At 61.4% G+C, this 21168-nt stretch carries 16 protein-coding genes; 6 read left to right on the forward strand and 10 right to left on the reverse strand.

Going from position 1 to position 21168, the window contains the following annotated elements; all coding sequences use genetic code 11:
* Positions 1-183 precede the first annotated feature (183 nt).
* Both MRX98_RS06295 and darH read left to right on the forward strand, forming a co-directional pair.
* Positions 184-615 (forward strand): DarG family dialkylresorcinol biosynthesis protein, encoded by a 432-nt coding sequence (locus MRX98_RS06295; protein WP_246904022.1) that lies wholly within the window; start codon positions 184-186, stop codon positions 613-615.
* Complete coding sequence (gene darH, locus MRX98_RS06300; RefSeq protein ID WP_246904023.1) at positions 593-1600, forward strand: BtrH-related acyltransferase DarH; 1008 nt, start codon at positions 593-595, stop codon at positions 1598-1600. The genes MRX98_RS06295 and darH overlap by 23 nt, the downstream gene beginning before the upstream one ends.
* A gap of 62 nt (positions 1601-1662) precedes the next feature.
* Here the strand turns inward: darH and MRX98_RS06305 are convergent, their stop codons facing one another.
* The 7 genes from MRX98_RS06305 to MRX98_RS06335 form a co-directional block, all read right to left on the reverse strand.
* Entirely contained in the window at positions 1663-2559 is an 897-nt protein-coding gene (locus MRX98_RS06305; protein ID WP_246904024.1) for a hypothetical protein, read from the reverse strand.
* Positions 2549-3700 (reverse strand): beta-ketoacyl synthase N-terminal-like domain-containing protein, encoded by a 1152-nt coding sequence (locus tag MRX98_RS06310; protein WP_246904025.1) that lies wholly within the window; start codon positions 3698-3700, stop codon positions 2549-2551. The genes MRX98_RS06305 and MRX98_RS06310 overlap by 11 nt, the downstream gene beginning before the upstream one ends.
* Positions 3701-3707: 7 nt before the next feature.
* Positions 3708-3986, reverse strand: a complete 279-nt coding sequence (locus MRX98_RS06315; RefSeq protein WP_246904026.1) for a phosphopantetheine-binding protein — start codon at positions 3984-3986, stop codon at positions 3708-3710.
* Between the two features lie 185 nt (positions 3987-4171).
* Complete coding sequence (locus MRX98_RS06320) at positions 4172-5314, reverse strand: beta-ketoacyl-ACP synthase III (protein ID WP_246904027.1); 1143 nt, start codon at positions 5312-5314, stop codon at positions 4172-4174.
* A gap of 70 nt (positions 5315-5384) precedes the next feature.
* Positions 5385-6317 (reverse strand): dialkylrecorsinol condensing enzyme, encoded by a 933-nt coding sequence (locus MRX98_RS06325; RefSeq protein WP_246904028.1) that lies wholly within the window; start codon positions 6315-6317, stop codon positions 5385-5387.
* 624 nt (positions 6318-6941) lie between these two features.
* Complete coding sequence (locus tag MRX98_RS06330) at positions 6942-8240, reverse strand: ABC transporter permease (protein ID WP_246904029.1); 1299 nt, start codon at positions 8238-8240, stop codon at positions 6942-6944.
* 103 nt (positions 8241-8343) lie between these two features.
* Positions 8344-9114, reverse strand: coding sequence for an ABC transporter ATP-binding protein (locus MRX98_RS06335; protein WP_246904031.1), 771 nt, complete (start codon positions 9112-9114; stop codon positions 8344-8346).
* Positions 9115-9555: 441 nt separating this feature from the next.
* On the opposite strand from MRX98_RS06335, the gene MRX98_RS06340 reads away from it, so the two are divergent.
* Complete coding sequence (locus tag MRX98_RS06340; protein WP_246904033.1) at positions 9556-10515, forward strand: iron transporter; 960 nt, start codon at positions 9556-9558, stop codon at positions 10513-10515.
* Positions 10516-10529: 14 nt separating this feature from the next.
* Here the strand turns inward: MRX98_RS06340 and MRX98_RS06345 are convergent, their stop codons facing one another.
* From MRX98_RS06345 to MRX98_RS06355, 3 genes are all read right to left on the reverse strand, one after another.
* A complete protein-coding gene (locus MRX98_RS06345) occupies positions 10530-11729 on the reverse strand; it encodes a hypothetical protein (protein ID WP_246904035.1) in 1200 nt (399 codons plus the stop codon).
* A 7-nt stretch (positions 11730-11736) separates the two neighbouring features.
* Positions 11737-12996, reverse strand: a complete 1260-nt coding sequence (locus MRX98_RS06350; RefSeq protein WP_246904037.1) for a type I glyceraldehyde-3-phosphate dehydrogenase — start codon at positions 12994-12996, stop codon at positions 11737-11739.
* Positions 12997-13093: 97 nt separating this feature from the next.
* Positions 13094-17275, reverse strand: a complete 4182-nt coding sequence (locus tag MRX98_RS06355; protein ID WP_246904038.1) for a PEP/pyruvate-binding domain-containing protein — start codon at positions 17273-17275, stop codon at positions 13094-13096.
* A 293-nt stretch (positions 17276-17568) separates the two neighbouring features.
* Here MRX98_RS06355 and MRX98_RS06360 point away from each other — a divergent pair, with 293 nt between their 5' ends.
* Genes MRX98_RS06360 through MRX98_RS22155 form a run of 3 tightly spaced genes read left to right on the forward strand, consistent with a single transcriptional unit; the run spans position 17569 to position 21062 of the window.
* Entirely contained in the window at positions 17569-19107 is a 1539-nt protein-coding gene (locus tag MRX98_RS06360) for an ATP-binding protein (RefSeq protein WP_246904039.1), read from the forward strand.
* A gap of 9 nt (positions 19108-19116) precedes the next feature.
* Complete coding sequence (locus MRX98_RS06365; RefSeq protein WP_246904040.1) at positions 19117-20472, forward strand: sigma-54-dependent transcriptional regulator; 1356 nt, start codon at positions 19117-19119, stop codon at positions 20470-20472.
* A 23-nt stretch (positions 20473-20495) separates the two neighbouring features.
* The gene (locus MRX98_RS22155; protein ID WP_246904041.1) at positions 20496-21062 is read left to right on the forward strand and encodes a hypothetical protein; all 567 of its coding nucleotides are present in this window, start codon (positions 20496-20498) and stop codon (positions 21060-21062) included.
* Positions 21063-21168 lie beyond the last annotated feature (106 nt).

The raw sequence follows: 21168 nt of genomic DNA on the forward strand, positions 1-21168 counted from the left end.
ATATCCATCGTATCCGCCACAATCCGCCTTGCGGTTGTAAATCTAAGCGACAGAATTCATTAACTTAAAACTTAACACTGAAAACTTAAAACTGCCCGCCAGGGCAGGCGACCTTGAATCCAACGGCGTCTCAAGGTATTAGAAAGGGCTGCAATCGTCAATCCGTCCCTATGAGGTGTGCTCATGAAAATCGATGAAGTCCCCCAGGATGACATCCCGACCTTCCGGGGGCACGGCACCAAGGCCATTTATGCCCTGGATGCCAGGGGCCGATACACCAAAACAACCACCAGCGGCTGGGAAGTGGAGGAGCTGGTGCTGCGTGACGTGCTGGCCGATTTCGCCGAGAAGGCCGAAGCGGCCAAGGCGCGCATTCTGGCGGGCCGCACCTCGCCCATCGAATATTTCCTCAACCGCCGCCTGATGGATTTAGCGGCCCTGGCCCAGGCAATGGGCATCGGCAAGTGGCGGGTCAAACGCCACCTCAAACCGCGCGTCTTCAACAAGTTGAACGACAAGCTGCTGCAGCGCTACGCCAGCCTGTTCCGCATCGATATCGCCACGTTGAAACAGTTCAAGGAGATTCTCGCCCGTGATCCTGATTCCCAATTTTAAGCACCAACATTTCGCCCATTGCGAAAGCGGCGTCATGTCGTCTCTGTTGCAGCACAAAGGCCTCACCCTCTCCGAACCCATGGTGTTCGGCCTTTCCGGCGCCCTGAGTTTCGCCTTTCTGCCTTTTCTCAAGTTCGGCAACATGCCCTTGGTCTCCTACCGCATGTTTCCAGGGCACATCGTCAAGAAGTTCCCCAAACAGTTGGGGGTCGCCTACTTTCGCAAGACTTACCGCGATCCGGCCAAAGCCATGGCCGAACTGGACGATTTCCTAGTGCAGGGCCAAATGGTGGGGCTGCAAACCTCGGCCTACCACACCACCTACTTCCCCCCGGAGATGCGTTTCCACTTCAACGCCCACAACATCATCGTGGTGGGCAGGGAGAACAACGAATATATCGTCAGCGATCCGGTTTTCGACCAGCTCCAGCGCATTGCGCCGGAGGACCTGCAAAGTGCCCGCTTCGCCAAGGGGCTCAGCGCACCCAAAGGGTTGGCCCACTTCCCCCTGGCGGTACCGGAGCAAATCGCGCTGACAGATCAGATCGCGCGGGCCATCAAGAAAACGGTCCATATGATGCTCTATGCACCGGTGCCCTGGATCGGCATCAAGGGCATCCGCTACCTAGCCCGCCGGGTGGGCAAGCTGGCCACCAAATCCGAGCCCCGCTATTTCCGTCTGTTTTTGGGCAACATCGTGCGCATGCAGGAGGAGATCGGCACCGGCGGCGGCGGTTTCCGCTTCATGTACGCCTCCTTCTTGCAGGAAGCCTTCGAAATCACCGGTTGGCCCGTGCTGCAGGAGGCCTCCGAACGCATGACGGCCGCCGGAGACCAGTGGCGCCGGTTTGCCCTGGAGGGCGCGCGATGGATTAAAAACAAGGGAACGGAAGGCGACCCGCAGTTGCCGGCCCGGCTGCTGCGGGAGTGCGCGGAAACGGAGAAAGAGATTTACCAAATGCTCAAAAAGGCCCAGCCGTCTTAAGGGCTCGCGAAAAGACCGCAGGTGCGGCGCTATGACGGGCGGCACCCTTCAGGTGTATCGCTTTAATACTTCTCCACCACCAGCAGCACCAACTGATCGCGGAAATCTTTGTTGACATGCACCAGGCAACCCGTGGCGCCCTGCTCCAGAAAATGGGTCACGCCGCAGGCGGTGGCCGAGTCGAAATAACCCCGCTCGGCGATATAATCCATGGGGACCGCGTCCGCCAAGGCTTGGCCGATGGTTTCACGGTCGGCGGCGTTCGGCAGGATGCCGTAGGATAGATGCACCGTATCGGGCAGCGCCTGGCGCCCGATCCAAGCCGCGGCAGCGGCGGCGCTCTCAAAGGTGGCCGGTGGCCGCAGGGCGCCCAGGGCCCCTTGTGCCGTGCGGCGCAGCAGCAGCCAACTACTACCTTCGACCATCTCGTATTGACCGTAGGGCAGCTGAAACTTGGCTTCGAATTGATCCCGGGAGAAACAGGCTTCGTCCGCGCCACCGATCAGGGCCGATTGAATGCCGCCCATGGCCATGTCGCAGAAAGCCAGCTCCAGACCCCGCTCGAAGGAGAGTTGTTTGCTGGAGAAGGTGACGTTGCGCCCCGGCAGGCCCAGGCTCTGGGCCACATAGAAAGAGGCCGTGTTGCTCATGGTGTTGATAAAGTTGTAGGGCATGGGGAATTCGTGCTTGTGAAAGATCTGGTTGAGCACGGTTTCGGTGTCGCCCAGATTGCCGTTCTCAGTGGTCAGATAGATGGCGGTGGCCGGCGCCGGATCGTGTCCCTGCACGCAGCGGCACGCGCCGGCCAGGGCGATCAGCACAAAACGGTTGGCGCGCCGGAAATGAATGCGGGTGTAACGGCTCACCTCGGCCTTGATGGCCTTGACGTCCGCCACCGGCGGTCCCACGAAACTCCCATGACCATGGATGTGCATCATAAGCGGTGCGTCATCTCCCATTGCCGATCACCAGTGAAACGCAATTGCCGCCGAAGCCGAAATAGTTGAGCAGGAATATTCCACCGGAAACCGCCAAAGACTGCGTCAAGGGCGTCACCCCCAGCGCCTCGTCCGGCTCCTCGAACCCGGCCATGGGGGGAATGAAGCCGTTGCGCGCCGCCTCGCTGAACAATACCAGTTCGATGACGCCGCAGGCCCCCACCGTGTGGCCGATGTAGGGCTTGAGCCCGGTCACCGGGGGCATTTGCCCGCCAAAGACCTGGCGCAGGCCGTTGCATTCGGTCTGATCGTTGTGGTAGCTGCCCGTGGCATGGGCCTTGACCGCGGCGATTCGGGAAGGTGTGACCCCGGCGTTGGCCAACGCCTCGGTCATGACACCGGCGATGCGCCCGCCTTCCGGGTCGTGGGTGGTGACACTGAAGGTATCGCACCCGTTGGCGCCGCCTAGGCAGGCAAAGGCATCCGGTGCCGGCATCTGGCGGTCCAGGATCACGGCGCCGCACCCCTCGCCCATGATGATGCCCTGGCGGCGGCGGTCGAAGGGACGATAGGGCGGCGGGGTGATCAGTTTGAGCGCCTCGAACCCGTAAAAGCCCAGGTGGCTGTACAGATCATAGCCCACCACCAGGGCCCGCGCCAACATCCCTTGGGCAATCATGCCGGCGGCGAACAGCAGGCCGTTGGCGCTGGAGGTACAGGCGGTGGTGAAGGTGTAACAGGGGCCGCGCATATCGAAGCGGCGCCCGACTTCGTGGGCGATGTTGCCGTAGCCCGAGGAGGTTCGGGAAAGCACCTCGCGCTGGGTGCGGTAGTCCTCTTCGTAGATGGGAATGTCGATGGAGGTGGAACCGAAGAAGATGGGCAGTTGCCGGACCTCTTCCGGCCGCAAGCCCGCGTCGGCGATGGCCCGGGCGATGGTGTCGTCCAGGATGGCGTTGAAATAGGTTGCGCCGTCCTGCCCCGTATCGACCCGCTGTTGCGGCAAACGACAATAGGGGCGACTGTAATCCAGCCCGATCAGGTCCAGCGGGGTCTCCGCCACCCTTGTGCGGCCTTGGCGCATGTCCGCCATGATCCGCTCCGGGTCACCGCCCAGGGCGCACTGCACGGCTTTGCCGCGGATATAGACCTGGTGCTTCACGCGAACCTCACGCCGGTTGGATGTGGTCGGCAAAACTGTTGATGCTCTTCATCACCCGGCGCATCTCCTTGCTGTCCCGGATGGCGATGCCGAAGGTGTTTTGAATGGCGATGGAAATCTGCAGGGCGTCGATGGAATCGAGCTCCAGGTTGGAGGCGCGGTCGAACAGGGGCGCTTCATCGTCGATATCGGAAAGCTCGATGTCCAGATCGCAATTGTCCACAATCAATTGTTTGATGCGGGTTTTTAAGGCTTCGTCCAGGGACCCCTTCATGTTGAATTGCACTACCCTTTCCATGAGATGGCATCGGCCCACCGGTTGGTGCGCCCATGCGGCGGCCGGCGCCGCGACAGCCACGGAGGCCCCAGCGGGACCCCTGAATTAGACTTGCAGCGCAACGACGGCCGAACTTGGTTCATTAATAAGAAACGATGTTCGCCGTCAAGGATTATTAAAAACCACCGTCGTTGTCAGACCACCTTCAACATCATGAAGCAGTGGGAAAACCGGGCGCTTTCGGGAATGAAACACAACAGCCGCTGCCCCGTGCGCAATTTGCCCGACCGATAAAGCTCATCGAGTATGATGTAGATGGCGGCGCTGCCGGTGTTGCCCTTGGTGGTAAGATTGGTGAACCACTTTTCGTAGGGAATTTCGAATCCCACCTGCCGCATGCCCTCATAAAAACGGGGCCGGAAATATCCGGAGGAGTAGTGAGGCAAAAACCAGTCCACGTCTTCCGGGGTCAGGCCATGTTTTTCGGCGGCATGGGTCAAGGTGCGCCCCATGGTCTCCACGATGTGTTTGTCCAGCAGCTTGATGTCCTGACGCACGTTGAACAGGTACGGTTTCTGGTCGGCGGGAATGGCTTCCACATTGCGCCAGCCGGCGGTGCCACCGCCTTCCAGCTTGACGCCGCCGCCGTACATGCAAGTTTCCAGCTCGCCGGCGAAACTCAAATGTTCGAACCACTCGATCTCCAGGGCCGGTCGGTCGGCGGGCCGCTGTCGCGACAAATACACGGCCCCCGCGCCGTCCGAAAGCATCCAGCGCAAGAAATCGGCGTCAAAGGCCCTGATGGGGTTCTTTTCCAGATCGTTGGCCGGATCGGCCATGGCTTGAAAAAAACCGGCCCGCATGAAGGAGGAGGCCAGTTCGGAACCGGTGGCCACGGCATTGTCGCTGAGGCCGGCGGCCACGTTGAGATAGGCGTATTTGAGGGCCGTGATTCCGGACAGACAGATGCCGGCGGTGGAGACCGCATCGCAGGGCGGCATGCCCAACTCGCCCAACACCATCAGGGCGTGACCGGGAAACAGCACATCGGCGCTGGTGGTGCCGCAGCAGAGGCATTGAATCTCTTTGGGTTGGAAACCCGCATGGGGTTTGAGACCCCGGATGGCTTCGGCGGTCAACCGGGCGTTGGAGTGGGTCAAGCGGCCGCTGGCCGGATCCACCGCATAATACCGCTGCTGAATCTGATTGTTGCGCAGCACGATTTTCTTGGTGCGCGACGGTAGGTTGTTGATGCGGCCCAACACCTCTTCGATGGCCTCGTTGTCGACGGGCGCGTTGGGCAGAAAGGCCGCTATGTCGGTAATGTAAACTGTCATCGTTTCCCTGTGTGTTTTCCTTATCCTATGTAGACGTGGCGGTTGGTGATGGGCCGCGGGAAGACCCGGTTCACCCCTCAAGGGGACCGGTCCTATTTTCGGCAAAGTGGGTGACCATCTTTAGGAGCTTCTCTTTTTTGAGGCGTTGCAACACTGCGGTGGCCACTGTCGCCACCGGGGCCAAAAGAAATACGGCGGTGAGCAGGTAGGCACGGAACAACCGCAAACGGCCGTTGCGGGCCGGATCGCCCGGTCCTCCCTTGCGGCGGATGAAACGCGCCCACACCTGGAAAATCTTGGCGATGCGGAGTTCGAACAAAATGTAAGCGGGCACCACCGGGGCGGCACCCAGACGATTCAGGCGCGGTTGCAGGCCGGACCAGTCGCCGGAGGCCAGGGCCGCCTGCAATGGGCGGCCGAAGCGGGCGGTGGCGGCGATGTCCGCCTCGGAAACGCCGGGGCGCGGGAAAATGCCCAGAAAACGCTCCTTGCGGCCGGTGAGCATCCAATAGGCGATGGAGACCACGCCGGAAAGGTTGGCCGCCCGGTCCATGCGCACGATGTTGCCCGCCGGCCGGCCGCCGTTTTGCACGATGGCGGCCTTGACCTTCTCCTGGGCCAGCAGCCACATGTTGCGACAACCGATCAGGGTGATTACCGGCCGCCCCCGCATGACCCGGGCCGCTTCGGGGGACTGCAGAAAGGCGGTCACCGGCAAGGAGGGGGAGAGGTACCAAACCGTATAGGCCAGGATCACCGCGTCGAAATCCGCGGCGGGGTCGAAGGTCGGCGGCGCCAGACGGCAGGGCCACTGTTGCACCGATTCCGGGAAAACGTCGGTGAACGCCAGGGCGGTCCAGGGAAAGGGATAAGCCGGCTGCGGCTGCAAGGCTTCCCGCACCACCGCCACATCCCCGGCGGCCTCCAGGGGGGCCAGCAGGTTGTCCAGAATCCGGGTCAACTGCCCGGTTTGGGAATAGGAAACAACCAGAATGCGCTTCATGACATCCTATTTCAGTTCAGTGCAAAGCAACCCTCAGCACCCGCTACCATCCCGCCGGAACCGCATTAAACCAAGTTCATCTATCGAATACACCCTGGAATGTCAATGTGGGAATGGGTGCGTGACAATGCAGTCGCATATCGCTTTGGCACGGGAGACGCGCCCTCCAAGCGGGCATATCGCGGGCATGGCCAGCGCCTTCACCCCATTGCAACCTTCGTCCCTGTAGGAGCGGGCCATGCCCGCGACCGCCATACCGCGATGATCGTTTAGCATCGTTGAAGGTTGTATGGAGCGTTAAACGACCATTCTATTGTGCTTTCTGCTTAGGCCGGGTGTTTAGGCCGACGGTTGTTTGGTGCGTTGAACGACCCCCGGCGGGTGGGCCGGTGGAGCCGGGTGCTGCGCGTTTTGACGCCAAGGGGCCGTAATGGGGTGGGAAAATACCTTTTTGGCCGGCGCTGCTGTAGGGGATTCCGCGTGATCAGCATCACAATCGATTGATGCAACCTTTCAACTCAAACACTCTCCAACTCCTCAAATCCATAATGGATAGAATTCCTTAACTTAAAACTTAAAACTTTAAACTCTTTTATTTCAAACCCTTAAACAAACTCCACAACCCTACCCATGTTGACGACGCTGACGTGTAGCGAGCAGAGCTGCGATCAATGCGACGGCGGTGAACAGGAGCAACGCGGCGATGCGGCCGCTGATGGCGTATAAATCGCCGCCGCGGACGAACAGGGTCAGGAAGGCGTCATGGCCCCAGCCGAGGGGGGAGAGCAGGCTCAAGCGCTGCATGACGGGGGGCATGGCGAACACGGGCACCATCAGTCCTCCCAGGGCGGCGGCGATGACCACGGTGATGGGGCCCAGGGTGGTGGCTTGTTCATGGGTGCGGGACAGGGCGCCGAGCATCACGCCGAAGCCGGTGGCGGCCAAGGCGCTGCTCAACACCAGCAGGGCGAGGGCGCCGTGGGCGTTGCCCAAGGCCAGGGCCGGGGTTCCCAGGCGGGGCAGCAGCCAGTGGCCCACCATCAGAATCAGGCCGAACTGCAGCACACACACCGTTACATAGGCACCCAACTTGCCGCACAAGAGGGTCAGGCGGGCCACCGGCATGGTCATCAAGCGCGCGGTGATCCCCAGTTGCCGCTCCCGGATCATGCCTCCGGCCAGGGGGACGGCAACGAAGAACATGCCGAACAGGGCCCAGGCGGGCACATTCTGCTGCACGGCCGTGGGCAGGATGTCGCGGGGCGCCGCTTCGGCCACCGCGATCAGGGCATCCTCTTCGGCCGCCAATTGCAGCACCGGCAAGGATTGCCCACCGGGCATCTCTCCCATGCGGTCATTGAGTTGGGCGATGCGTTGGTTGAGGGCCTGCTCCAGGGTCCGCATGCGGGCCGCGGCCTGTACCGCCGCCAGGGATTGATGCAAAGCGCCGGTGATCGCCGCGCCATAGCCGCCGGTCAGCGTGGGATCCAAAAAGAGGGTGATTTCCGGCAGGACCGCCGGGAAAGGAGCTTCAGCCGTCTCGCCGGCCAGCAATGCCTCGACCTCTTGGGTGATGCGTTGCTGCACCATGGCGGACATCCCTTCGGGCAACACCACACCGAAACGGTAATCCCCCCGCTGCACCGCATCGCGGGCCGCCGCCGCATCCAGTGCGTCGTCCGCCGGATGGTGCGCCACCGCCAACCGGGGCAAGCGGGCCATATGGGCCACCAACTCCCCGGCCAAGGTACCGCCGTCCTGGTCCACCACCACCCCTTGCAGCCGTGTCCCCCCCTGGTCCTTGAACACATTGTCCTGCACCAGGGTGATCACCACCACCAGGACGGCGGGCATCGCAAAGAGCAGCAACACCCCGGAACGGTCCCGCGCCAGCAAACGCAATTCACGCAACCATGTGAACAAGAATCGATACACCCCACCCCCCGAACCCAAGCAACCCAACAAACCCTACCAACCCAACCAACTCAATAAACTCAATAAACTCAACAAACCCAACACCCTCCGCTCACCCATCCCGCAACTGCTTGCCGGTCAAACGCAGAAACAGGTCGTCCAGATCGGCACAGCCGGCGTGTTTTGCGATCAGCGCCGCAGGACTGCCGCAATCCAGGCGTTTTCCCCGGTCGATGATGGCCACGCGGGAAATGAGCCGGCGCGCTTCCTCCATATAGTGGGTGGTATAGACCATGGCCACACCGGCGTCCCGCAATCGGGCCAGGCTCTCCATGATCAGGTGGCGCGATTGGGCATCGACCCCCACGGTGGGCTCGTCCAGAAAGAGCAACGGCGGACGGTGCAGAATGCCGGCCGCCAGGTTGGCCCGCCGCTTCATGCCCCCGGAAAAGCTGCCCACCGGCGCGTCGGCCCGCTCGGTCAAACCGGCCAGGCGCAAGCCTTCCCGCACCCCCTCTTTGAGCGCCGCGCCGCGCAATCCGTACATACGTCCGAAATAGGTCAAATTCTCCGCTGCGCTGAGCCGGTCGAAGAGCGCCAGTTCCTGGGGAACGACACCGAAGTGACGGCGCACGCGCTCGGGGTGGGCCACGCCATCTACGCCGCAGATGGACAGGCGCCCTGCCGTGGGACGCAGCAGGGTGCTCATGATGGAGATGGCGGTGGTTTTGCCGGCGCCGTTGGGCCCCAGCAATCCCACAATCTCCCCGCGATGCACCGTCAGGTCAAGGCCGTCCAGGGCGGGCGCCGCCGAACCGGGGTACACCTTGGTCAAGCCGTGCACTTCCAGCACCGTCCCGTTATGATCGCCCTCGTTGTTCACGCGGCCCCTCGCCTTTCGTCACCGGTGCGGCGCCCGCAACAACGGGCCCCGGCACCAATATGGAAGCCTTCCTGATAGCATGGATAACAACGACTGTTAAGATCCAAATCCAAATCGGGATCGGGATCGAGAACGAGAACGAGAACGAAAAAAACACGCCACAGCGCAATGTCCGAAAAACCCCAATTTCGATTCTGATGACAATCCCGATTTCGATAGCGATTGAAAATTCCGACTTTTTACGAGACCATCAAAATTGCACGGGAACGAAATCCCTCCCGGCGTATGGAACGGTTTGACCCGTCGGCGCGCGCCATATATAATCCCCCCATTTCAACTTGACCCGAAGATGCACTGCGCCGAAGGTTTCTCATTCGCGGTGCCGACCGTCGACGATGGTGGCTTTTCTCCCAACCCTTCACCCCTCTTGTGCCGATTGCCATGAACACTGCCGAATTCCGCAACACGTTGCGCTTGAGCCTGACCGCCGGTGTGCAGAAGGGATGGACCGGTTTCGTGTGGATGCTCAAGATTCTGGTGCCCATCTCCTTTCTGTCCATGCTGTTGGAGTACAGTGGGGTGTTGTACCGCCTCAATGCGGTGCTCGAACCGGCCATGGGCATATTGAGCCTGCCGCCCATGGCGGCGCTGCCGCTGGTGATCGGTATCGTCACCAATATCTACGGGGGCATTGCCGCCATGGTGATGCTGCCGCTGACCATGGAGCAGATGACCCTGATCGCCATCTTTCTGCTCATTTCCCACAACATGATCCAGGAAGGCATCATTCAGGCCAAGTCGGGCATACACCCCATCAAGGCGACCGTCATCCGCCTGGTGGCCTCCGTGGTGACGGTGATGGTGTCGGCCCGCTTCATGGATACCGGTTCCGTAAGCGCAACCGCCGCCCAGCTGACGGCGGCGGCCCCGTCCACCCTTCCATTTACCACCGTCCTCGGCCAATGGGCACTGGCCATGCTCTATCTGAGCCTGAAGATTTTTCTGATCATCATGGTGTTGATGATCGTCCTGTCGGCCATGAAAAACTTCCACCTGCTCGGCTGGCTGATCCGGCTTTTGAGCCCTGTTTTACGAACACTGGGGCTCAACCAGCGGGTGGGCACCCTCTGGCTGACGGCCGCGGCCTTCGGCATCGCATATGGCGCGGCGGTGATACTGGAAGAGGTACGGGAAGGCAACCTGACCAAGGACGAGCTGGAACGACTGCACATGTCCATTGGCATCAATCACTCCATGATCGAGGACCCGGCCCTGTTCATGGTGCTGGGCATCAGCGCCTTCTGGCTATGGGTGCCGCGGCTGATCACGGCCATCGTGGCCGTGCATCTTTTCGGGCTCTGGATCCGTTGGCGCAATCGACGGGCGGAACAGGCCGGGTAAGGGCCCGCGCAAGACTACTCCATGACCTCCACCCGCGGCACCTGATAGAGCCCCATCAACACCTCATCGAAGTAGTCGGGCAGGTAGCGATCCCACAGGCGAATGGGCAGCGACCCGATTGCGGTGCGGTTTGAGGCGGCGAAGGCGAAAAGGTAGGCGATCAGAAATTCGATGTTGCGGGCCAACTGACCGTTGTATTGCTGGGTGATGCGCTGCTGTTCGATGCGGTCTTCATGCATGCAACGCCCCAGCTCGCTTTCCAGCATCTCCTGGTAATTGCACAGAATCACTTCCAGGTGCACATGTTCTTCGGCGGATAGTACAAAGGTCTTGAAACGCTCTTGTACCCGGGCCGGATCGAACCCGCCTTGCTGCATCCGTTGCACCAGGGCCGCACTGAGGGGCTTTTCCGTCAAGGCGTCCCGGTCCGGTGTGTAGCGCACAATCAAATTGACCGCATTGTAGCGGCCGCGGTGCTCCTCGATCTCGATGATCCGGCACCGCTCCATGCGGGCGATCCGCTCCAGCAGGCGGGGGCGCTGGTCGTCCGGCACGATCATCTTGACGCCGGCCACATCCTGAATCACCAGTGGGGTGTCCGTGAAGATGGGCCGATCGTGCTTCAGATCCTCCAGCAAACGGGTTTCGGCGCCCAGGAACTCGGCGATCATCTCTTCGGGAGGGGTGATCAGGGCGTCCACCGGCACCCCTGCGCGCAGGGCCCGCTCCTTGGCCAGCAACTCGGCCCGGTCCTTGATGGTGACGTAGATCTGGTCGATGATGCGCCGCGCGATCTTCTCGGCCAGACGGCGCGAGCGCTTGATGCGGCCGGTACCGACCATGAGCGGCCCGTTCTCTTGTGATGTGAAATAGAGTATGCCGTGATAAGGGGTTTCCCGATAGAACATGCCCGGTTGGCGGCGGTAGGCGGCCACCATCTCGTCGATGCGCGCATTGTGCATCGGGCAGTGGGCCACGATGGCGTCCTTGAGGTCGGCTTTGCGCCGCGAGGGACGCACGATCAGCGGACCGGCGTGCAATTGCCCGAATAGTTGTTCGCTGAACACCTTGAGGTAGCGCGACACATAGGCGTTGTTGAAATGCACCAGCCGCCGGATGGCATCGGCGTCGCCGGGTTCGACCCGATGGTACATCCAGCGGCGTATCAATTGCTGCAGTGCGCCGCGGTGCAGATAACCGGTGATGGTGATCATGGATGCCCTACATGCCCTCGGCGACCGACACCGTGCGATCCCCCAGCAGATTCACATAGCTGCCCATTTCGTTGTCGTACCAACCATAGATCACCGCCTGGGTGACCCGGGGGCGGACGGTGGTGCTGTCCATGGTTTTCAACAGGGCTTCGGGGATTCCCGGCACCTTTTGCAGATCGATGGCCAGCTCGGCGGTGCGGGTGTGAATTTCATGCCCCTCGATGATGGCGGCGGCACGGGGCAACCCGATGATATCGCCGGAAACGTTCTGCTCCCGGGAAAAATGCAGATATCCGTTGGGATCCTCGGCGGCCGCCCGCTCGTAGATGGTGTGCAGCACCTCGCGGGTGACGCCGGGTCCGTCCGGCGACTCCTGGATGCTGAGCACCAGGATGATCAGCGATCCGGTGCTGGTGGGAATGCGTACCGACTCGGCGATGAAACCGATGCCTTTCATCTCCGGAATCACGAGACCCAAGGCCTCGGCGGCGCCGGTGGTGGTCAGGATGATGTTGTTGAGAATGCTGCGGTTCTTGCGCAGGTCGCTTTTGCCGCCCTTGGGAAGACGGTCCAGCACTTGCTGGGAACCGGTGGCGGCGTGCACCGTGGCCATCGAAGCCGAAAGGATCCGCGACGCGCCGAAGGCATCCATCACCGGTTTGATCATGTGGGCCAGACATGTGGTGGTGCAGGAAGCATTGGAGATCACTTTGTGGCGCCGCGGATCGTAGTGGCTTTCGTTGATGCCCATGACGGTGGTGACCGCATCTTCCGGCATGGGGGTCGCCTTGGCCTTGATCTTGAAGGGCGCTGACAGGATCACCTTTTCGGCGCCGCACATCAGGTGGCCGCGCAAGGAACCCTTGGCATGGTCGCCGGGCACGGTGGGGTCGAGAAACTGTCCGGTGGTGTCCACCACCAAAGGCACCCCCCACCGCCCCCAACCGATGGTACCGGGATTGCGTTCCTCTCGCAAAAAGCGCACCGGAACCCCGTCGACCCGCATGCTGCCTTCGGCCTCGTCAAGGTCCGTCACCACCGGCAGGCCCCGATAGCCATGCAGATAACCGTGCAAAGCACCATAAGTGGAATCGCGCTGCAGATAGTGGGCGATGTCGGCCAACCCGCCGCCGACGGGCCGGCCGACATTGACCACAATCTCATCGAAATATTTGCGCCCCACATGGTGCCAGAGGGTCAACTTACCGATCCGCCCGAAACCATTTATCCCCAACCGCCGCACTGCGATGTCTGCAATATCGTTCATACCATCCCCCATTCTAAAATGACCCCATCCTTCAACTTAACACTTAACACTTAAAACTTAAAACCCGCGCCGGCGCGCCCGGCGCGCCCGGCGCGTTTCATGCCTCCTTGATCTTGATGCAGCCCGCGTAGACCGACCCTTCGCGCCCGTCGATGCTGATGGGGTCTCCCGAGCGCAGGGTGCGGGTGCCGAAGGTGATCACGCCGGCCCGCTCATCACAAACCATTTCCCCGCAGCCCACCACGCAGGTCTTTCCCAGCCGGTGGGCCACCACCGCGGCATGGGAGGTGACGCCGCCGCGGGCGGTGAGCAAACCGTCGGCGGCGAAGATCTCCCGGATGTCGTCGGGCACCGTGTCGCCACGGGCCAGAATCAGAGCGGTGCGGGGCTCCTTGTCCCGCCATTGTTCGATCTCTTCCAGGTTGAACACCAACCGGCCGCTCATGGCACCGGCGCTGATCCCGATGCCGTGGCCCAGGTAGGCGTCGGCCGGAACATGGGCCGGATCGAAGGCCAGCACCCGTTTGCGTTCGCGAATGGCCATGTCCCGCGTCTGCAATAAATACAGATCCTCGGCCGACGGCGTTTCGAAAGTGAACTCCATCTCCTGGGGACTCCAGCCGCGGTGGAACACCAACTCCTGGGCCCAGTTCATCATGGTGGCGTAGATTTCCGGAAAGTGGGTCTCCAGGGTGATGTCGGTCTCGCGCATCTCGATCTCCTGCTGCTTGATGGAGATGGGCAGGGTTTGCACCAGGCCGGCCACCACATCCTCGCCCTGGTTCTCCACGGTGAAATCGCCCCAGAGACTCAGGTTTTCCCCCGACCAGCGCGGATTGTGGGTGAAAATCACCCCGGCCCCCGACTGCTGCGACAAATTGCCGAAGACCATGGTCTGCACGGTGATGGCCGTGCCCCAGTCATCGGAAATGCCCATGATCTGCCGGTAGGTCTCTGCCTTGGCCGAGTACCAGGAGTCCAACACGCTGCGGATGGTGTGCTGCAGTTGTTCCAGCGGCGCCTCGGGAATCTCCAGGCCGGCGTCCAGAATGCGCTGCCGGTAACTCATGGCCACCTGTCGCATGTGATCGCCGCTGAACTCCTTTTTCAGAGGGATGCCCAGGGCTTTTTTATACTCGCCGATGATGGCGTCGAAATCGTCGCGCCGCAATCCGAGTCCCATGCCGAAGCATTGCAAAAAGCGGCGATAACTGTCCCAGGCGAACCAGGGGTTGCCGCTGCGGGCGGCCAGCCCCGCCGTGATGGTGGCGTTCATCCCCACGTTGAGATAGGTGTCCATCATGCCGGGCTGGGAAATGGACGATCCACTGCGCACCGAGAAGAGCAACGGATCGGCGGGATCGGCGAAGCGTTTGCCGCTGCGCTGTTCGAGGGCCTTGATGTGCCGGATCACCTGGGCGTTGAAATTCTCCAGGGCCGGCGGAAAGGTCTCGATGATCTCGCGACAGCGGAACACTTCGGTGGTGATGATGAAACCGGGCGGTACCGGCATGCCGAATTGCTGCAATTTGACCAGGTTGAGCCCCTTGTTACCCAGGAAGATGATGCCGGCCGCCAGCGGATTGGGTTGCTGCAAGGCGGTGACGGCCCGCTCGGGGTCGTAGTTGAGCAGCAAACGCAACTTCTCCTTGGGCAACTGGCTCGCCTGGTGAAACAGGGTGTTGAGAATGCGGCTCAGGAAACGATCGAGCTGCTGCAGGCCGGGCGATGTGGCGAGCCGGTCACGGAAGAAAATCTCCGAAGTGCGATGGCAAAGCCGCTCCCGATCCGTTCCCGGCGCGCAATCATTGGGCTTGTACTTGTCCAGGATATGCTCGGCGGGCGCGGTTTCCAGAATGCGCGTCAGGTGTTCGCCGTGGACCGTGTTGAAGTAGTCGTTGATGATGTTTTGGACCGCCTGGGCGAACCCTTTGAAAATGTCCAGGTACTGGGTGAAGCTGAAACCGCGGATTTCCAGCGAATGACTCAGCAGATCCAATTCGCGCTCGTATTCGGCCGAGGCGATACCGTCGATTTGCAGCACCTTGTTGAACAGTTTGAGCCGGTCGTGGATCTGATGGCAGGTGGCCTTGGTGATGAAGCGCAAATCGATGGATTCGATCAACTCTTCGAACAGCACGTTGACCAGGGCCTCGATGCGCAAGGTGAGGCCCATGGCATCGAACTTGAGCTCGTTGTAGCTGCCGTACATGGAGGGAATGTCCACCGTGAAGTGGCGTTTTTTGTAGATGTTCTCCCGGATCTCGAACTGCTCGGGCGATAAAATGATCTCCTTGAGCACGCCCAGATAATCGAGCAACTTACCGAGCTTCGGCACCAGCGCATCGGTGTCCAGGGCCTCCTTGAGCAGTGCCAAACGGGGAAAGGCTTCGGCCGCCAGTTGATCCACATAGCGGCGCAGTTGCTTGAAGTCCAGGTTGTATTTGTGATTGAGCTGCTTGTGCAGCTCGACGAACAGCACCACCCGCTCGCGATCGACATCACCACCGACTTGCAGCGCCGCCAGCCGGTCGCGCAATACCGTCTCGTCCATGGCCGGCAGATCGTCGGGCATGGCCACTGCGTCGGCGTCCAGCGCCTGCAGAACCTGGTGGATGCCGTCGATGTGGATCCCCTGACATTCAATCCGGTTGTATATGGACGGCGGCAGATGGGCTTGCAGGGGCTGTTTGTCCTTGGTGCGCCAGAAATGGAGCACCGCCTCCATCAGGTTCAGGATGCGGTTGCTACCCTCCACGTGGCTCTGCTTGCGCAGGAAGTGAATCAGCGGATCGCGCCGGTGACTGATCTCGTCGATACGGGTGGAGATGTCGCGCAGTTCGCCTTCGGCGCCGATGTCGTTGAAATAGACCGGAAAGAGACGGGCCAATTGTTTGACCAGGTTGTAGACCGGGGCGATATCGCTGTTGAACAGGCGGGTGAGGTCCCGGCCGAACAGATCGGTGTCGCGTATGAACACCCCGCTGATGGCCAGGTGGATGATCAGGTTGGAAAGCAGCCGACGGGCCCTTTTGGGTTGCAATCCCGCCAGGGTCAGCCAAACGCGGATATTCTGGATATGGGCCGGGTTGACGCGAATCTGCCAGTCGTGGCCCACCCCTTGAATCCGGGGGGTCTGAAACCCGAGCTCGATGACGGCGCCAACAAACGCATCGATCAAATCACCGTCGTCGGTGCGGAAAATCTCCTGCCCCATGTTGAGCACGCAACTCAGGGCGGTGGTCGGAAAAAGATTCACGCTCTCTTGCAGAATGGCGAATGTCTTGCCGATCAATTGACCGATGTAACGGCCGCTTTGCCGCGCGATCAATCCATTGAGGGTGCGATTGATGTCCCGCAGGGCATCCTCATGGATCAGGGACAATCCCTCGATGCGCATGATGTGGAACAGAAAAAGCACCTTCCACGGCTGGCCCGGATCATCCCCGCCGACCGCCAACAATCGGTCGGGCACTTGGCGGTAGCACTGTACGATGTCGTGATGGTCGCTCAAGCGGCAGAGGGCGTCCAGGGTGGCCCGCGCATCCAGGTCGGCGTGCCGTTCCAAACGCTTCAGTTCCTCTTGTTGGGCGCCCAGCGTGTCGTTGGTGATGGACACGAAAACCGATGCCACCTTCTCAGCGGCCGCCGGGTGCTCGGTTTCGGCCAAAAACCAGGCGAGTGGATCCTCCAGGGCGGTCCAATAGGACAAACCAAGCGCCAGGTAACGGACCAGCAACCGGTTGAGGGACGCGAACCCCTGCTGCTCCTCGCCGTTGGCCAGGCCTATGGCCCCGGCCAGGCGCTTGAGTCCGTAAAAACTGCTTACGAACAGTGTCAGCAGCGGTTCCGGCAGTTGATGCAGCCGGTCCAGGCTGTTGTTCAGCAAGACGGCGAAGCGATCATATTGATCGCCGGCGTTGCGGGCGATCTTTTCCAGAAAAAGCAGGAGGTTGTCGGCGGCATCCACCTTGACATCCGGAGGCGTATCGGCGGCCAGGGCCTCGAAAAACAGGTTGACCAACTGCTGGGCGGCGGCCGGCCCCGAGGGGTGGGCGCGCATCAAGTGGAAATGGTCCAGGGCGTAGCCGCGGGCACCATTGACAATGAACTGCCAGCTTTTGTAGGGGTGCGATACTTCTTTGAGAAATTCGTTGAGCCCCTCCAGCAAGCCATAGTAAGGCGCCATCACCGCTTGCAAGCTGCGGAAACGGGGCTCGATGGCCACCTCCACCTGGGTGCGGGCGAGGTTGACTTCCAAGGCTCTCGATTTGATCATCCGTGCCTCCACAGGTACTGTATGGCATCGACCGTCATGGCAAGGCGGGATGAGAACAACTTACCAGAGCGACAGGATATATTCAAGCCGCGCGGCAGATCATCCCTCCTTGACATTCACGACGCGCTGAACCTAAAATCAAACAATGATTTTGATTCCGTATCGGCGCCGTCCGATCGGTTCTCCTCCGATATGTATGTTACGCTTGCACTGAACAACCATCGCCGGGCGACGGCCGAAGCCACCGCCGGCGTCCTGTCCATGATCGACAAAACCCCGGCCGGGGAGGTTCCATGCGATCCGCCAGCACCATCGAGCACTGCTTGCTGCTTCGTGTGGGTGTGGTGGCCAAAGGCAGCCGCTGCCTGTCCATCGTGCGCCTGCTGGAATCGGTCAAGCCGACCCGGTTGCGGCTCCAACTGGTGGGATTGGCGCCCACCTCCCAATCCATCGCCTGCCTGAAATTCGCCGGCGAGGCGGGCATCCGCATCTGTGACGACTATGGCGAACTGCTGCGGATGCCGGCCCTGGACCTGATCATGGAAATGACCGGCGACCAGGAGGTCCTGATGGACCTGATGCGCCGCAAGCCCCCCTCCATGGCGGTACTGGACCTCCAGACCTCCATGCTGCTGTTCGATATCGCGCAGCAATACGAAATGGTGGCCAAGAAGGAGTCGGAAATCAGCCTGGCCACCTCCTTCGCCTCGGCCATGCTGGAGGCTTCGCCCGACAGCGTCATGGTGATCGACCAGGATCTGCGCATCGTCCAATGCAACAGCCTGCCGCTGCTCAAGAGCCGTCCGGATCGCGACAACATCGTCGGTCGCTACTGCTTCGAAGTGCTGCACGGCCTGCTGGGCCCCTGCGACGGGGCCGAACGCACCTGCCCGGTGCAGGAGACCTTCAGAACTCGGCGGCCGTCCCGTTCGGTGCATGAAATCGCCGTGGACGACGGCGAGACGCGGGTGTGCCATGTGACCAGCTATCCCCTTTTCAATCAGTTGAGCGAGATTGTACGGGTGGTGGAGGTGGTGCGGGACATCAGCGAAGATCTGCGCACGCGGGTGGAGCGACGCGCCAAGGCGATCCAGGAGGACCTGACGCGGGTCGTCCAGGAGGATCGACTGGCCTCCCTGGGACGTTTGGTGGCCTCGGTCTGCCACGAAATCAACAACCCCATTGCCAGCATCGTCACCTTCAACAAGCTGGTGCTGGCCCACCTCCGGGAGGGCACCCTGCCCCCCGAGGGCCTGGCCGGATTCACCCGCTACCTGGAGTTGGCCGTCAAGGAGGCGATGCGCTGCGGCGACATCGTCAAGAACCTGCTGAGCTTCGCCCGGCAGAAGAGCATCGAACCCAACGAGATCGACCTGGTGGAAATGGTTCAAACCATATTGCTGCTCACGGACCACCAGTTGAGCATGGCCCAGGTGGAGACCGCCGTCCACCTGCCCGACCCGCCCCTCATCGCCTGGGGGGATTACGCCCTGATACAGCAGTGTTTGATGAACCTGGTGTTCAATGCCATGGAGTCCATGCACCGGGGCGGGCGCCTGACCATCAACGGGGGACGCCTGGCGGACCAGAAAAAAGTGTGGCTGGCCGTCGCCGACACCGGCCAGGGCATCGCCCCCGAAACGTTGAATCGCATCTTCGATCCCTTCTACTCCACCAAGCTGGACGGCAAGGGCGTGGGGCTGGGCCTCTCCATGGTCTACGGTATCATTCGGGACCACAACGGCACCATCGAAGTGAACAGCGAGCCTGGCAAGGGCACGGAATTCAAGATCGTTCTGCCGGTGGTGCCCACCGCGCATCGGGCGGATTAGGAAGAACACATGGCGCGCAACCTTCAAATTATGGTGGTGGACGACGAAGAGGCCATCTGCGTCGCGCTGTCGGCCTGGCTGACCAAGGAGGGCTACAGCGTGGAGACCGCCGGATCGGGGGCCGAGGCCCTGGCAAAAATGGAGCGGCAACCCAGCGACCTGTACCTGGTGGATTATAAAATGCCGGGCATGGACGGTTTGCAGCTGATGGCGGAAATCAAGGCCCGCCAGCCCGATGCGCCCATCATCATGATCACCGCCCACGGCTCCATCCAAAGCGCCGTGGCGGCCATGAAGCGGGGTGCCATCGATTACCTGTGCAAACCCTTCGATCCCGAAGAGCTCTCCCTGCTCATGGAACGGGTGGCGGCGGCCCACACCCTGCAGCAGGCGGAAACCGCTCCCGACGGACAGTGGGACACGGCGGCGGCGCCCCCGGCCTGGGGCGGTATCGTGGGCCAATCCGAAGCGCTGCGGATCGTGCTGGAGGAAATCGAAGAGGTGGCCCCCACGCCGGCACCGGTGCTGATCACAGGCGAAACCGGCACCGGCAAGGACCTGCTGGCCATGGCGATCCACATGCGCAGCGAACAGGCCGCGGGGCCCTTTGTGGCCATCAATTGCGGCGCCCAGTCGGAAACCTTGCTGGAAAGCGAACTGTTCGGCCACGAAAAGGGCGCCTTCACCGGGGCGATCAAGGCCCGTCGCGGCCGTCTGGAAATGGCCGACGGCGGCACCCTGTTCCTGGATGAGATCGGCGAAATATCCTCCAAAATGCAAGTCGCTCTGCTGCGGGTGCTCGAAGAGAAAAAATTCTGCCGCCTCGGCGGCAACCAGCCCATCGAGACCCGGTTTCGACTGATCAGCGCCACGCATCGCGATCTGCGCCAATTGCTGCGCGAAGAACAATTCCGCGAAGACTTCTTTTACCGCATCAACGTGCTGACCATTCACATTCCGCCGTTGCGCGAACGGCTGGCGGACGTGCCCGTATTGGCCGATTTCTTCCTGCGAAAATATGCGGCCGAAACCGGCAAACCGGTGGAGGGGCTGACCCCGCGTGCAATGGAAATCTTGATGGGGTACGCCTGGCCGGGCAACGTGCGCGAACTGCGCAATGTGATCGAGCGGGTGGTGGTGATCGCAAGGGGCCGCATGATCGGCGCCGAGGAGCTCTCCTTTCTGCAGCCTCCGGGCGACACCTGCATCCCGGAAACGGCCACCCTCAAGGAAATGGAGCGCCGCCACCTGCAAAACGCCTTGGAAAACAGCGACTGGAACATTTCCCGGGCGGCCAAATTGCTGGACATCGACCGGGTCACCCTTTCGCGCAAAATGAAACGCCTGAATCTGAAAAGGCCCTGACCCCCTGCGCCGGGAAGACAAACGTGCACCCATCCACCGCCGATCCCGCCACCGACGCCCTGCTGGACCTGATCCCTTTCGGCGAAATGGAGCCGGCGGCACTGACCGTGGTGGCCGCCAACCTGCAAGCCGTGGCCGGCCTGCCCACCCGCATCCGTGCCGTCCGGCCGACACCGGACGACGCCCTGATCGCCACCCGCCACCAGTTCGATGCGGTGAAAATCATCACGGCCCTTGACAGGGAGCCCCATGGCGCCCCTTTTCGCATGGGCATCTTGCAGCGCGACCTGTGCATCCCCATTCTGACCTATGTCTACGGCGAATCCCAATTGGGCGGCCATGCGGCGGTGATCTCCCTGCACCGCCTGCACCACATCGACCGCCGGATCACCGCCGAGCGCGGCGCCAAGATCGCCCTCCATGAAGCCGGCCACCTGCTGGGCCTGGAACACTGCCGCGAACCCGGCTGCCTGATGCGCTTCAGCAAACAGCTCGATCAACTCGACCTCCTGCCCATGCGTTTTTGCTCCGCCTGCGAGTACGAGACGGCCCGCCTGCTCAAGCGGGCATCGGTCAATCGCCGACCATGAGGAAAGCCGTCGATGATCTCAAATCGAAATCGAAATCGGGATCGGGATCGATGATTGCATATCCCTGTCCCGCGATGGTTGCCGCAATTTCGATAGCGCGGGTGGC

The organism is Desulfatitalea alkaliphila, from assembly GCF_022968795.1.
GTDB classification, from domain to species: domain Bacteria; phylum Desulfobacterota; class Desulfobacteria; order Desulfobacterales; family Desulfosarcinaceae; genus Desulfatitalea; species Desulfatitalea alkaliphila.